Source organism: Nonomuraea sp. NPDC050478, assembly GCF_044458265.1.
Classification (GTDB): domain Bacteria; phylum Actinomycetota; class Actinomycetes; order Streptosporangiales; family Streptosporangiaceae; genus Nonomuraea; species Nonomuraea ferruginea.
Genome location: NZ_JBITHT010000013.1, coordinates 63,821 through 76,412, shown reverse-complemented (window position 1 = coordinate 76,412; position 12,592 = coordinate 63,821). Strand labels below are relative to the sequence as shown.

Below are 12,592 nucleotides of genomic sequence, written 5' to 3'. Positions count from 1 at the left end.
CTCATCCTTCTTCCGGAAACAGCAGCCCGACCAGGGCTGCGATGTCAATCGGGGTGCCCAGCCGCCGGTTGACGGCGACAGTGGCGAACAGGGTCCTCGCGGCCGTGACCGTGTCGTGCGGGCGCAGCTCGCCGGCATCGATGCGTTCGAGCAGGAAGTCGCCGATGAGTCGCCGGCCCTCACCCGCCAGGGTCGCCAGCGGCACGCGGGCCTGGGCGGCGCTGAAGAACACGGCCATCAGTTCGGCGTTGTCGGCCAACAGCCGGTCGAACGCCTCCAGCAACTCGGTCAGCACCACGGCAGCCGGCCGGGTGTCGTGGTGCTGTGTCCGTAGCTCCCGCAGGCGGGGAAGGAAGCCCCGCTCCGACAGGAGCGTCTCCACCATCGCCTCCTTGCTTTCGAAGTAGCGATACAGCAGGCCGGGGGTCACCTCGGCGGCCTGAGCCACGTCCTTGACCGTGGCCCCGTCCACGCCCTTGTCGGCGAACACGCGCAAGGCCGCGTCCAGCAGTTGCTCCCGGCGCCATGCCGCCTGCGCACTTCGCGTCCTGGACATACTCACCTCGTTGAGTAAATGTTTATTCAACATAGCACGCACATGGTCCAGGTTGCACGGTGCTGAACGAGGTCACCATCTCGGGCGGGGCCGCCCGCGACTGATCAGCCCGTAAGCGTGGCCAGCAGTCCGCGGGCGGAACGGGCGGCCGCCGCGGCGACCCCGGGGATGCCCGAGGTGATGAACGAACCGCCGCCGGCCAGGTCGCCCACCACGTGCAGGCGCGGATCGGCGGGGACCAGCCCGCCCGACGGGTGCAGCACGGCCAGCCCGTCGGTGAGCAGGGACGTGACCAGCGGCTCGGCGGCGCGGGGCACCGCCTGGGGCGGCGGGTTCACGGCGTTGACGACGACGTCGGCGTTCAGGTCGCCGCCGTCGCCCCGGACCCGGAACCCTCCCTCCGCCGCCTCGATCTTGCGTACGCCTGCCACCATGGTGAGCTGCCCGGCCTCGAACAGCCGCAGCAGCGCGGCGGCGTTCACCGGCACCATGGGCGAAGCCAGACCGGTGGCCAGGCGGTAGTGCCCGCGCAGCCGTTCGCGGTCGGGCTCGGGCAGCAGCCGCCAGGCGTACGGGCCGACGGTGTGGGCGGTCTCCTGCAGCACCCGCCGCCCGATCCGCGGGTCGCCGACGGCGGCCAGTTGCCGCCGCAGCCGCCGTACGGGCTCCTCCGACCCCGCCGCCAGCACCTCGGCCGCGAACTGCGCGAAGTCCTCCCCCGCCGTGGCCAGTTCGGCGCGGAGCAGCCCGGTGAGATCATCCAGGGTGACGCCGCCGTGCTCACGGCACAGCGCCTCCACCCGCTCGACGGTCACGTGCACGGGCCGATGGCCGAGAGGACGTTGCCAGACGTGGGGCAGCATGCCGCTCCGCGACACCAGCGCGATCCGCCCGGCGTGGCCGCGCGCGGTGAGCGACACCACCACGTCCACGGCGCTCAGCCCGCTGCCGATCACCGCGACGTCGGCCTCGGCCGGGACCTGGCCGAGCGTGTACGCCAGCGGATACGGATCGGCCACGAACCCAGCGGCGCCACCCAGGCCGTAGTGGTCCTGCGGCGTCCCCCCGCCCACGCACAACACCACCTGGTCGGCCGGATGCTCGTGCCCGTCCTCGGTGCGCACCCTCAGCCCGGCGCCGCCACCGGAGCGGGCCGCCGCGACGACCCGGGCGGCGGCGACGCGCGTCCGCCACCCTCGCCCACGCAGCGCGGCCAGAGCGGCCTCGGCGGTGTCGGCCAGGTACGAGCCGTAGAGCGCGCGCGGCACCAGCGGCTGTCCCAGCAGCTCGTCCAGGTGGGTGGCGGCCCGCTCCGGCCCCAGCCAGGAGGCGTAGTGCCCGGCGTCCAGATGTCGGATCGACATGATGACGGGCGGGACGTTGACCAGCACACTGTCGAGATCAGGCCCGTACGGGCGTCCCCGCCACAGGTGCGGGGACGGCTCGAACACCGTGACCTCCCCCGCCGCCGATCCGGCCTCACCCACGGCCAGCGCGTCCACCAAGCCGACCGCGGCGGCGCCGCCTCCGATGATCGCGATACGCACAACGTTCTCCCTTGTTAGCCCGAAAGGTCCCTCCGAGGCTCGTACGCGCCGTGACCGCGCTCCATTACCCGCTTGCGGGGGATCGGCGAGGAATGACCCCCTCAAATGAGGGGTTGGCGGAAGGCAGGGAGAACAGACAGGCTGACCCTCGTCCGGCCCCCGCCCGCAGCCCTTGAAGGAAGCTCGATGACGCATGCGCCCCGCCACGCCGAGATCCTGTCGGCCGCCGAGCGGGCTCCCGACGCGCGCGAGCTCTTCAGGCGCGCCTCGGCCAGGCTGCGGCGCCACCTGCCGTTCGACGCCGCGGTGTGGACGGCCACCGATCCGGAAACGGGCCTGGTCACCGCGCCCATGGTGGTGGAGAACCTCGGCGCCGGCGAAGGATGCGCCGCCTACTGGCAGAGCGAGCTCCTGGAGGAGAACGTCCTGCCGTTCCGTGACCTCGCCCGCGCGGCCGTCCCCGTGGCCGGTCTGCGCGCGGCCACCCGCGACCTGCCCGCGCGCAGCGCCCGCTTCCGCCGTCTGCTCGGCGACCAGGGCGTGGACGACGAGCTGCGGGCCGTGCTGAGGATCGGCGACCGGCCGTGGGGCGTGGTCAGCCTGTTCCGCATGCGGGGAGGCCCGTCTTTCGGCGTGCGCGAGATCGCGTTGCTGGCCGACCTGTCCGGACCGCTCGCCGACCGGCTGCGCAGGTTCGCCCATCCGTCCGGCCCGGACGGCGACCCCGGCGCCCGCGCACCCGGCCTGCTGCTGTTCGACGAGCACGGCGAGGCCACGTCGATCAACGAGGAGGCGCGGCGCTATCTCGCGCTGATGCCGGACGGGCCGTCCATGCCCACGGCGCTCGGGCTGAGGCTGCCCATCTGGCTGATCGGCACGACTCTGCAGGCGCGGGCCATAGCCCAGGGCCACGATCGGGGCAACGCCAGGATTCGCATCCGGACTCTCGACAGGCAGTGGCTGACCTGCCGCGCCTCATGCCTGAGCGGTCCCGGCGGACGGCCGGGTCCTACGGCGCTCGTGATCGAGCCCGCGTCCCCCGGCGACCTGGCGGTCATCGTCGCCCAGGCGTACGGGCTGACGCCCCGGGAGTTCGAGGTCGCCCAGTTCGTGGCACGGGGCCTGTCCACCGCCGAGATCGCCACGGCCCTGTTCATCTCTCCCCACACCGTTCGCGGTCACCTCAAGGCCGTCTTCGGCAAGGCGGGGATCTCCAGCCGCGGTGAGCTCGTCGCGCACCTGTTCGCCGGACCCTACCGGCCGTAGGCGCCACCATCAGTGGCCGGTCGCGCACCCTGCCCGGGTTCGCACGCCGCAGCGTCGCCGCCAGGGGCAGACTCACCTCAAGACGATCCGTCGCGCCCTGGCGAGGTTGGCGATCAGTTCGGCACGGGTCTGGTGCTCGTGCGCGGCCCACGCGGGTTGACCGGGACCACTGCGCCACGACTCGCTGAGCGGGCTGTTGTCCACGGTGTCGAACCCGAACTGGTCGTACAGTCGCGTCACGAGTTCCACGGCTTCGGGAAAGTCGCTCGAGGCCGACAGCGCCAGACGGCCGGGAGTGCCCGCCGCCGTGCCCGCGGTGGTGATGCGGGGGGCCTGGATGTGGGTGAAGGCCTTGACGACCTTGGATCGCGGAAGGTGCTCCTGGCGCAGCTCGTGAACGGTCTTCTCACCCGAGTCGACCACCGGGATATGGCCGTCGCGCCAGACCATGTAGTTGTTCGTGTCGAGCACGATCTTGCCTGCCAGTTCCTCCTCGCGCATGTCGTTGACCACCTTGAGAGGGACCGCCACGACCGCGAAGTCACCGGCGGCGGCGGCACCGGCGGCGGTCGCGGCACGCGCCGACGGGCCGAGCTCGTCGATGAGGTCCCGCAAGGTCTCGGGTCCTCGTGAGTTGGCGATGACGACGTCGTAGCCGTTCGCGATCGCCGCACGCGCGATCTGGCTGCCGACCTCGCCCGCGCCGATGATGCCGATTACTGTCATGGTCTTTGACCTCAACCTCTAGTAAGACTGCCGGGGGTTTCGCACTCAGATCTGGTTCAGGCCGCCGTCGACGTACAGGCTCGAACCGGTGATGAAGCTGCTCTGCCCGGAGGCGAGGAAGGCCACGGCGGCGGCGATCTCCTCCGGGCGTCCGAGCCGGCCCAGCGGCACGTGCGCGGCCAGTTGCCGCCTGAAGCCGGCGGCCTGCTCCTGGTCGGGAGCGAGCCCTGACAGACCGGGGGTGTCGGTCGGGCCGGGCGTGATGGTGTTGACCCGGATGCCGCGTCCCTTGAGTTCGTTGGCCCAGGTCCGCGCGAACGATCGGGTGGCGGCCTTCGTCGCCGCGTACACGCCGAACGCCCCATCGCCGGCGTCCGCGTTGGTGGAGCCGTTCAGGATCACCGAGGCACCGTCGTTGAGCAGGGGCAGCGCCTTCTGCACGGTGAACAGCGTGCCCCGGACGTTGATGCCGAAGAGGGTGTCGAAGTGCTCCTCGGAGATCTGCTCAAGCGGCACGAACTCGGCGACCGAGGCGTTCGCGAACAGTACGTCCAGGCCCTGTCCCCTGCTGCGGATCGTCTCGTAGAGCCTGTCCAGGTCGGCCAGGTTCGAGATGTCGCCGATCACCGCGGTGGCCGCTGAACCGATCGCTCCGACGGCCGCGTCGAGTTCGGTCCTGCGCCGGCCGGTGATGAACACGTGCGCGCCCTCGGCCGCCAGTCGTACGGCACTGGCCAGGCCGATTCCGGTGCTGCCGCCGGTGACGAGAGCGGTCTTGCCTTCGAGTAGCCCCATGGGGACAACCTCCTCAGATTTCTGTATCGATCGATGCGGAAGTCGTACGGTAGCACTTCTGTATCGATCGATGCGAAAGAGGTAGGCTGCGGACGTGCGGACCAAACAGAGCGGCCCCATCGGCCGGCCGCGAGGATTCGACCCCGACGAAGCTCTCGAGCGCGCCATGCTGGTCTTCTGGGAGCACGGCTACGAGGGAGCCAGCCTGGCCGGCCTGACCGATGCGATGGGCATCTCCACCACCAGCATGTACGCGGCGTTCGGCAACAAGGAGGAGCTGTTCCGCAAGGCCCTGGAGCGCTACACCGAAGGCCCCAGCGCATACCTGGCCCGGGCCCTGGAGGAGCCGACCGCCCTCGGCGTCGCCACCGCGATCCTGGCCGGCACCGTACGGACCACCACCCGCCCGGCCCACCCCCACGGGTGCCTGGGCGTCCAGGGCGCCCTGGCCGCCAGCGACTCCGGGCGTGGCGTCCGCGACCTTCTCGCCGCCTGGCGCAACGACGGCTGCTCCCGCGTACGAGAGCGATTCCAGCGAGCCGTCGACGACGGCGACCTGCCTCCGGATGCCGACCCGGGGCTACTGGCCCGCTACGTCACCACCTTGGCCTTCGGCATCACGGTGCAGGCCGCGAGCGGCGTCGGCCGCGACGAACTCCAGGAGTTGGCCGACGCCGCCCTGCGCAACTGGCCGCTCCCCTGAGAACCGCGCTCATCCCTCGTCCACGCGGCCCTGGGGCTTCCGTCCCCTCGGAACTCGTCGAAGAGACCCGCCGCAGGGATCCGCGCGGACGGCCGGCCTGATCACCTGGTCGTCCGCGCCCCACGGCCGCGAGGTTGCCGAGGGGGACCGCGACGGCCGGGTCACGCTCAAGTAAGGCACGGATCTGGTGATCCGCGCCCGCCCGCTGCCGGCGGGGCCGAAGCAGGTCAGACGCCGAACGCCGCCGGGTAGCGGATGACGCCGCTGGGGACCGGTCGTTCAGGGGCGAGGGCGAGCGCCATCATGTACTTGTCCTCGACGTCGAAGGGCGGGCGGATGCCGTACCCGGAGGCCGGGGTGAAGCCGAAGCGCGGGTAGTACTCGGCGTGACCGAGCACGACCACCAGGTTCTCGCCCTGCTCGCGGGCGGCGCGCAGGGCGGCGCGGATCGCGGCGGAACCGGCGCCCCGCCGCTGGTGTCCGGGCTTGACGGCGCACGGGCCCAGGGCGAGTGCGGGTGAGTCGCCGACGTGACAGCGGGTGAGCAGGGCGTATCCGATGAGATCGCCGCCGGGCGCCTCGGCCAGCCAGGACAGGCCGGGCAGCCACGCCTGCGCATCGGCCCGCAGCGCCTCGACGAGGTCGGCCTCGTGCGGAGTGGGGAAGGCGGCAAGGTTGACGTCGCGGATGGCGGCGACGTCGCCGGCGCTCTCGGGACGGGTGGTCCAGGAAGGGGTCATGGTCGGGTGCGTCTCCTCGTCCTTTCGCGGGTGGCCGGCGGCGCATGGTGATCTCTTGCAGGGTAGCGGCGACCGCCTCGCGCATTCGGTGACGACAGCGCAGCGGCCCCGTTGGTGGGTGCGGCGCGGCGGACGTGGCCGGCACCAGGCCGAATGGGCACGGTGTCAGAGGCTGCCGAGGAATTCCAGGAGGAGTCGGTTGACGTCGTCGGGGCGTTCCTGCTGGATCCAGTGACCGCAGTCCAGAAGGTGGCTGCCGGTCAGGCCGGGGAGGGTGTGGGGGTAGGCGTCGACGGCGTCGGACAGCCACATGGTGGAGGCGTCGCGCCTGCCGCCGATGAACAGGGACGGCTGCTTGATCGGGGCCCCGGCGTAGGGGGCCAGGTCTTCCCAGTCGCGGTCCATGTTGCGGTAGCGGTTGAGCGCTCCGGTCAGGCCGGTCCGCTCGAACTCCGCGGCGTAGAAGCCGAGCTCCTCCTCCGTCAGCCAGGACGGCAGGGCCCCGGCGGGGAACCGCTCGCGCAGGGTGCCGCCGTCGCGGGTGACGAAGTGCGGGTCGGGTCCGGCCATGGTGTCGCCGGACAGAGCGCGGTAGAAGCCGGCGAGCCAGCCGCGCACGTCGGGCTCGATCTCGGATTCGGCCCGTCCGGGCTCCTGGAAGTAGGACACGTAGAACTCCTCCTCCCCGCCCATCTGCGCGAACACCTCGCTCGGCCGGGGTCCGCCCGGCGGCGTGTAGGGCACGCTCAAGATGCCGACCGCGTGGAACACCTCGGGCGCGACCAGCGCGGAGTGCGCGGCGATCGTCGCCCCCTAGTCGTGGCCGATGATCGCCGCCGAGGTCTCGCCGAGCGCCCGCACGACGGCGACGTTGTCCTGGACCAGGTCGAGCATCCGGTAGGCGGCCGGGTCCCGCGGCTTGGACGAGCGTCCGTATCCCCGCACGTCAAGTGCGACGGCCCGGTAGCCCGCCTGTGCCAGGACGGGCATCTGCCGCCGCCACGAATACCAGGACTCGGGGAACCCGTGCACCAGCAGCACCAGCGGCCCGCTGCCCTGCTCCACCGTGTGGATGCGTACCGCGCCCGCTTCCAGGATCCTGTGCTGGACCGTCATCGCGCCCTCCCCGACCTGCGACCTCGTGATCGCGTCGACCATAGGTCGGCGGCTTCCGGCGGCCCAAGATTCGTTGCCGTGTCGGCAACTCGCCGACGCCGAGACGGTCACCTCGCTCGCCGGGCCCTCTTCGTCGGCCGGCTCAGCAGCAGGTCCGCCAGCTTCGACCGGCCGTACGCACCGGCCGGGTCATAACCGCGCTGCCAGTTCAGGCCGTCGAAGTCGATCGTGCCGCGGGCGGCCATGCCGCTGCTCATGGTCACCACACGCGCGGCGGGCGCCTGCAGCGGCAGCGGCAGCAGCCGCACGGTCAGCGCGAACGGGCCGAGGAAGTTGCCGCCCAGCTGCAGCTCGAACCCGTCGGCGGTCTCGTGCCGCACCGGCGGGAACATCACCCCGGCGTTGTTGAGCAGCATGTCGAGCGGCCGCCCGCCGGCGATGAGCGCGTCGGCGAACTCCTGGACCGAGGCCAGGTCGGCCAGGTCGATCCGCCGTACCTCCACCTGCGCCGCCGGATGGGCCCTGAGGATCTCCGCCCGCGCCTGCTCGCCCTTGGCGACGGTGCGCACCGCCAGGATCACCCCCGTGCGCCGGAGGCGGCGAGCTTGGTCGCGGCAGCCTGGCCGGTGCCGCTGTTCGCGCCGGTCACCACGGCGAGCTTGCCGCTCTGGTCGGGTACTTGGTACATGTCGGATCTCCCTAAAAGACTGCTGGTCCGCAACCCCTCCAACCGTAAAAGACCGATGGGCTCTTAATAAGAGACCGACGGTACGTATTATGGGAACGTGAACTTCAAGCGCGCCCGCACCGAGGAGCAGCGGACCGAACGACGACGCCAGATCTTGCGGACCGCGGCCGCGATGCTCACCGAGATGCCGGTCGCCAAGCTCAGCCTCAACGAGCTGAGTCGCCGCATCGGCCTGGCCAAGTCCAACGTGCTGCGCTATTTCGACTCCCGCGAGGCCGTCCTGCTCGACCTACTGGACACCGAGATCCAGGACTGGCTCGCCGGCCTGGAACACTCCCACCGGCCCGGTGAGGGCACACCCCGGCAGCGCGGCGACCGGCTGGCCGAGATCCTGGCCACCTCACTGACGCGGCGGCCGGTACTGTGCGACCTGCTCAGCGCCCAGACCGCCGTGCTGGAGCACAATATCTCCACCGAGGTCGCCGTCCGGCACAAGCACGCCGCCAAGCACTCCATGCAGACCCTGGTCCGGCTGATGCTACGGCATGTGCCCGAACTCGGCGATCAGGGCGCGGCCCGGGTGGTGGAGGTCAGCCTGCTGATGGCCACCGCGGCCTGGCCCTGCGACCGGCCCTCGGAGGCCATGCTGGCCGCCTACGCCTCCGACCCGGAGCTGGCCGCCATGCGCCTCGACTTCACCGACGTGATGCGCCGGACGGTGAAGGTGACCATCTCCGGGGTGCTGGCCCGCCAGGAAGAAGCGGCAAAGGCGGGCGCGGCCCCCTGAACCAGGACCGCGCCCGCCATGGCCCCCGACCCTGGCGGCCTGGGCGTGGGCCGATCAACCAGATCGCTTGTCGGGCGCCTCAGCACTGCAGCCTGCCGTACACGCCGACTGGTGTGCCGCACCCCGAGTGATGCAGCGACAAGTGAGAGGGAAGTGCCATGGAACTGGATTACGTCCTTGCCGGCTATCGGGTGGCTACACGCACTGATCGGCAGGATTGGCAGGAGGCCGGCCTGCCTGGCCCTAGTCTGCTGTCGCTGAGCGACTGCGTGGTGGACTTGGTGCCAGTGGATTCCAGTGGTTGGGATCACTGGTTCGCCAGTCCCCAGGAGGCTGAGATCGCTCGGAATCAGGCCGGAGACTCGGGGTTGCACGTGCTCGGAGTCGGATTCGCTGCCGCCGATGTTCGGGGGCTGCAGGCTGATATGGCCGACGATGGCTGCGACGGCAGCCTCCAGGAGCGACTGATCCGGCATGAGCAGTTCCCCGGCCCCGGCGAGCGGCGGCTGGGTTTCGAACTGGTCGGCTTCGACATCGGAAACTGGCATACCTGGACCTGCATGGGGGACCTCGTCACCGACGTTCACCAAGCCACCGGCATCCAGCCGGACCTCAATGGGCTGATCCAGGACGAGCAAGACGCGCGTCGGGCCGCTCAATGGCTCACCGACTCAGGCCTCGGCGATCCCAAGGTATTTCTCTGGGCGGCCGCACTGCTCACGGAGCCACCGCGAGCGACCCTCCGAACCGAGGAATAGCGCAGGAACGGAACAGCACCCCTCCCGGCGCTTCGAGAAGCTTGCCCGCCAAGCGGTCTGGGCGGCCTCGGGGCTGTACAGCTCGATCGCGCCGATGTTCTTCATCCGGGGCAGCTATGAGGGCTCGGCCGTCGGCTGGCCGGGTGCTCCCGGATGCCGCCCTGGCGGCATGCCGGGCATGCCGGGCGCTTCCGGGAAGCAGGGCGTGCCCTGCTGTCCGAACCACTGGACCAGGTATCGCCGCATCAGGCGCACCTCGGCCCACTGGTCGTCGCGTACCGTTCGGGCGAAGCCGGCGACCTCGGCATGCTCCGCCTCACCGTGCATGAGCACCTGCTGCGACATCATGATCGCCATCATGTGGTGCGGGATCATGTACTGCAGGAACGTCCTGTCGAGCTGATCTCCCGAAAGCCCCGACAGGTCGGGCATCGTGGTCACGCTGGGGCTCGGCGCCGGACTCCGCGGGTACCACTGCTCCAGCCACCCTCTCATCCTGCCGATCTCGGCAGTCTGCGTCGTGACGATCGACTGCCCGAGCCGCCGCATGTCGGGCCGCTCGGACCGCTGCAGTTGCCGCGCGGCGGTGACGGCCTCCTCGTGGTGGGGCACCATCTGCGCCAGGTAGTCGTATTCGCTGGTGATGGGGTACATCGGCCCCAGACCCGGGCACGTCGGCCGCGGATCCGCAGGAGAAGGACTCGGGGGCGCTGTCGGTACGGCCGCAGCGGCGGTCCCGAAACCCGTGGTGACGGCGGCCAGGAGTGCCCCGGCGGCGGCAGCGGTCCTCACAGCGCGTCGCTTCATGCGTCCCCCAACGCCGATTCGACACCTCCACCCACTGTAACGTCACCGCCCTGACCATGGCGCTCCGCCGGTGTTCAGGGCCGGGGTCAGGCCGGCGTCTCCCGGAAGCGGAAGCGGACGATGCGGGTGGACCGTTTCATGCCCGGCACCAGGTTCATCACGCGGTACAGACAGCGGATGCGCGCGGGGGCCTTGGCCCTCAGGATCGGCGCGTCGTACATCGGCGCCTCGTCGACGTACTCCAGTCGTGGGTGCCACGCGGCCAGCTCGGCGGGGACGTCGAAGCCGCAGTGGAACCGAGCGTCGTACTTGCGCAGCGTCGGGTCCCACTTCGAGGTGCGCCAGGCCCAGACCGGCACCGTGTCGATCTGGATCTGCCCTGTGGGGAAGGCGTCGACGACGCCCGTCAGCAGCCGGTGGACGTCCTTCTCGGTCAGGTACGGCACCAGCCCCTCGGCGATCATCAGCGCCGGCCTTCCGCGAGGGACGCGGTCCAGCCAGGTCAGGTCGGTGACGTCGGCGCCGACGAGCGTGCAGTGGTCGCGTGGCGGCAGGAATCGCCGCCGCAGCTCGATGACGGCGGGGTAGTCCACGTCGTACCAGTCGACGGTGGCGGGCGGGTCGATCCGGTGGACCCGGGCGTCGAGGCCGCAGCCCAGGTGCAGGACCACCGTGTCGGGATGATCGGAGAGGAAGCTCCGGGCCCAGTCGTCGTGGGCGAGGGAACGGACCACGGCGGCCAGGCCCATCTGGCTCCTGCCGAATCCGCGCCGGTCATAGCCGGGGTCGAGGCGGCGCATCACCCGCTCGGCGTAGGCGTCGCCGAGGATCGGGGCCGGCAGCAGGTTGTCCAGTGCCTTGGCCTTGAGAACAGGAGTGAGGGTCTTCTGCACTCCGAGGAGTCCGGTGTCCGTCACGACGACAACGCTACTCTTGTTCCACAAAATTCGTGAAGTTTCTGAAATGTACTAAAATATGACGACACGACGACGGTAACGTCACGACGGAGGAAGGAGCTGCCGCGGTGACGCGAGCAGGCGAGGGCGCCATCGCGGACTTCCGGGAACGGTTCGCGCAGATCCTGGTCGAGTCCGGCATGCCGCGGATGGCCGCACGCGTGTACGCCGCGCTGCTGGTCACCGACTCCGGCAGGCTGTCGGCGGCCGAGCTGGCCGAGCAGCTGGGTGTCGGCGCCTCGGCGATCTCCGGGGCGGTCAAGTACCTGGTGCGGGTGCGGCTGGTCGAGCGTGGGCGCGAGCCCGGCAGCCGGCACGACTTCTGCCGCGTCCACGAGCACACCTGGAGCCACTTCATCAGCCAGTCCGTCCCGATGCTGGTCCAGGTGCAGACCGGCGCCGAGCAGGGCGCCACGCTCCTGGGCCTCGACTCCACGGCCGGGCAGCGGCTGGACGAGACCCGCCGGTTCTTCGCGTTCATGCGCGAGGAGATCGAGCGGTCGATGGCCAAGTGGCGGCGGCAGACGGGCGAGCCCGCCGACGACTGAACGTGGCGGCACAGCCCGCACTGCGGCGAACCTCAGTGCCCCATGACCCGGCCGGCGCGGGGTTCGCCGTGCTCGCGGCTGGATGAGGGCTTCCAGTCCAGGTCAGCGCCACGGCGTCCGCGCCTGGCCGTCGAGTGGACGTGTCTGTCCGCGTCTGTCCGCAGCCCTGTTGGACACCTCCACCACAAGGCTTCGCTGGTTCTCAAGCACGACCGACGGTCATCCGGGACCTCGGTCCTCCAGAGAACAGGAATCACCATGCGTGCTCAGATGAAGACGGCCTTCTGCGGTCTCGCCCTCGGTCTCGCCGCCCTCGCCGCGCCGGCCGCCGCGCAGCCGACCGGCATGCGGGCGACCGCCATCATGGACGATCCGTGCGGCCACTTCACCCAGAACGGAACGGAGTACTACCGCAACTGCAAGGACACGAGCGAAAAGATCTGGGTCACCTACAGGATCTCCGCCCACAACCAGCATTTCTGTGTCCCGGCACAGAAAAAGGTAGAACTCGGCTACTACCTGAACGTCTACGGCGTCTATCACGACAGCTGGAACTGCTGACCTTCAGGCCGCCCGGGCTGGGCCAGGACGCCTGGTCC

The 12,592-nt window shown here is 70.5% G+C and carries 16 protein-coding genes; 6 read left to right on the top strand and 10 right to left on the bottom strand.

Features of this window, described 5'->3' with window-relative positions; translation table 11 throughout:
* Position 1: 1 nt before the first annotated feature.
* Positions 2–556, bottom strand: coding sequence for a TetR/AcrR family transcriptional regulator (locus ACIBF7_RS42895; RefSeq protein WP_261808570.1), 555 nt, complete (start codon positions 554–556; stop codon positions 2–4).
* Between the two features lie 104 nt (positions 557–660).
* On the bottom strand, positions 661–2,103 hold the full coding sequence (locus tag ACIBF7_RS42890) for an FAD/NAD(P)-binding protein (protein ID WP_397199695.1): 1,443 nt from the start codon (positions 2,101–2,103) through the stop codon (positions 661–663).
* 186 nt (positions 2,104–2,289) lie between these two features.
* On the opposite strand from ACIBF7_RS42890, the gene ACIBF7_RS42885 reads away from it, so the two are divergent.
* The gene (locus ACIBF7_RS42885; RefSeq protein ID WP_397199694.1) at positions 2,290–3,369 is read left to right on the top strand and encodes a LuxR C-terminal-related transcriptional regulator; all 1,080 of its coding nucleotides are present in this window, start codon (positions 2,290–2,292) and stop codon (positions 3,367–3,369) included.
* A 72-nt stretch (positions 3,370–3,441) separates the two neighbouring features.
* Here ACIBF7_RS42885 and ACIBF7_RS42880 read toward each other — a convergent pair whose 3' ends face one another.
* A complete protein-coding gene (locus ACIBF7_RS42880) occupies positions 3,442–4,095 on the bottom strand; it encodes an NADPH-dependent F420 reductase (RefSeq protein WP_397199693.1) in 654 nt (217 codons plus the stop codon).
* Positions 4,096–4,140: 45 nt separating this feature from the next.
* Entirely contained in the window at positions 4,141–4,890 is a 750-nt protein-coding gene (locus ACIBF7_RS42875; protein WP_148031721.1) for an SDR family oxidoreductase, read from the bottom strand.
* Between the two features lie 94 nt (positions 4,891–4,984).
* On the opposite strand from ACIBF7_RS42875, the gene ACIBF7_RS42870 reads away from it, so the two are divergent.
* Positions 4,985–5,593: a TetR/AcrR family transcriptional regulator gene (locus tag ACIBF7_RS42870; protein WP_397199692.1), complete on the top strand. Its 609-nt coding sequence runs from the start codon at positions 4,985–4,987 to the stop codon at positions 5,591–5,593.
* Between the two features lie 227 nt (positions 5,594–5,820).
* Here ACIBF7_RS42870 and ACIBF7_RS42865 read toward each other — a convergent pair whose 3' ends face one another.
* The 4 genes from ACIBF7_RS42865 to ACIBF7_RS42850 all read right to left on the bottom strand — a co-directional run bounded on the left by ACIBF7_RS42865 (position 5,821) and on the right by ACIBF7_RS42850 (position 8,018).
* A complete protein-coding gene (locus tag ACIBF7_RS42865) occupies positions 5,821–6,333 on the bottom strand; it encodes a GNAT family N-acetyltransferase (protein ID WP_148031723.1) in 513 nt (170 codons plus the stop codon).
* Positions 6,334–6,498: 165 nt separating this feature from the next.
* Entirely contained in the window at positions 6,499–7,083 is a 585-nt protein-coding gene (locus ACIBF7_RS42860) for an alpha/beta fold hydrolase (RefSeq protein WP_397199691.1), read from the bottom strand.
* A 63-nt stretch (positions 7,084–7,146) separates the two neighbouring features.
* Entirely contained in the window at positions 7,147–7,449 is a 303-nt protein-coding gene (locus ACIBF7_RS42855; RefSeq protein WP_397199690.1) for an alpha/beta fold hydrolase, read from the bottom strand.
* Positions 7,450–7,556: 107 nt separating this feature from the next.
* Entirely contained in the window at positions 7,557–8,018 is a 462-nt protein-coding gene (locus ACIBF7_RS42850) for an SDR family NAD(P)-dependent oxidoreductase (RefSeq protein ID WP_397199689.1), read from the bottom strand.
* 216 nt (positions 8,019–8,234) lie between these two features.
* On the opposite strand from ACIBF7_RS42850, the gene ACIBF7_RS42845 reads away from it, so the two are divergent.
* Both ACIBF7_RS42845 and ACIBF7_RS42840 read left to right on the top strand, forming a co-directional pair.
* Positions 8,235–8,924 (top strand): TetR/AcrR family transcriptional regulator, encoded by a 690-nt coding sequence (locus ACIBF7_RS42845; protein ID WP_397199688.1) that lies wholly within the window; start codon positions 8,235–8,237, stop codon positions 8,922–8,924.
* A gap of 158 nt (positions 8,925–9,082) precedes the next feature.
* Positions 9,083–9,682 carry a hypothetical protein gene (locus tag ACIBF7_RS42840; protein WP_397199687.1) on the top strand — a complete coding sequence of 200 codons (600 nt, stop codon included), beginning with the start codon at positions 9,083–9,085 and terminating at the stop codon, positions 9,680–9,682.
* A 114-nt stretch (positions 9,683–9,796) separates the two neighbouring features.
* Here ACIBF7_RS42840 and ACIBF7_RS42835 read toward each other — a convergent pair whose 3' ends face one another.
* Together ACIBF7_RS42835 and ACIBF7_RS42830 are read right to left on the bottom strand one after the other, a co-directional pair.
* Positions 9,797–10,336, bottom strand: coding sequence for a DUF305 domain-containing protein (locus ACIBF7_RS42835; protein ID WP_187281169.1), 540 nt, complete (start codon positions 10,334–10,336; stop codon positions 9,797–9,799).
* A gap of 239 nt (positions 10,337–10,575) precedes the next feature.
* Positions 10,576–11,406, bottom strand: a complete 831-nt coding sequence (locus ACIBF7_RS42830) for a class I SAM-dependent methyltransferase (protein WP_397199686.1) — start codon at positions 11,404–11,406, stop codon at positions 10,576–10,578.
* A 107-nt stretch (positions 11,407–11,513) separates the two neighbouring features.
* Between ACIBF7_RS42830 and ACIBF7_RS42825 the strand changes: the two genes are divergently transcribed.
* Together ACIBF7_RS42825 and ACIBF7_RS42820 are read left to right on the top strand one after the other, a co-directional pair.
* The gene (locus ACIBF7_RS42825; protein ID WP_397199685.1) at positions 11,514–11,993 is read left to right on the top strand and encodes a GbsR/MarR family transcriptional regulator; all 480 of its coding nucleotides are present in this window, start codon (positions 11,514–11,516) and stop codon (positions 11,991–11,993) included.
* Positions 11,994–12,251: 258 nt separating this feature from the next.
* Entirely contained in the window at positions 12,252–12,554 is a 303-nt protein-coding gene (locus tag ACIBF7_RS42820; protein ID WP_397199684.1) for a hypothetical protein, read from the top strand.
* The last annotated feature ends 38 nt before the right edge of the window (positions 12,555–12,592 follow it).

What these genes read in the sequence shown, in the direction of transcription:
- ACIBF7_RS42835 (WP_187281169.1), bottom strand. Translation starts at nt 10,336, where the DNA reads ATGTACCCCATCACCAGCGAATACGACTACCTGGCGCAGATGGTGCCC.
- ACIBF7_RS42840 (WP_397199687.1), top strand. Translation starts at nt 9,083, where the DNA reads ATGGAACTGGATTACGTCCTTGCCGGCTATCGGGTGGCTACACGCACT.
- ACIBF7_RS42875 (WP_148031721.1), bottom strand. Translation starts at nt 4,890, where the DNA reads ATGGGGCTACTCGAAGGCAAGACCGCTCTCGTCACCGGCGGCAGCACC.
- ACIBF7_RS42895 (WP_261808570.1), bottom strand. Translation starts at nt 556, where the DNA reads ATGTCCAGGACGCGAAGTGCGCAGGCGGCATGGCGCCGGGAGCAACTG.
- ACIBF7_RS42820 (WP_397199684.1), top strand. Translation starts at nt 12,252, where the DNA reads ATGCGTGCTCAGATGAAGACGGCCTTCTGCGGTCTCGCCCTCGGTCTC.
- ACIBF7_RS42865 (WP_148031723.1), bottom strand. Translation starts at nt 6,333, where the DNA reads ATGACCCCTTCCTGGACCACCCGTCCCGAGAGCGCCGGCGACGTCGCC.
- ACIBF7_RS42880 (WP_397199693.1), bottom strand. Translation starts at nt 4,095, where the DNA reads ATGACAGTAATCGGCATCATCGGCGCGGGCGAGGTCGGCAGCCAGATC.
- ACIBF7_RS42855 (WP_397199690.1), bottom strand. Translation starts at nt 7,449, where the DNA reads ATGACGGTCCAGCACAGGATCCTGGAAGCGGGCGCGGTACGCATCCAC.
- ACIBF7_RS42885 (WP_397199694.1), top strand. Translation starts at nt 2,290, where the DNA reads ATGACGCATGCGCCCCGCCACGCCGAGATCCTGTCGGCCGCCGAGCGG.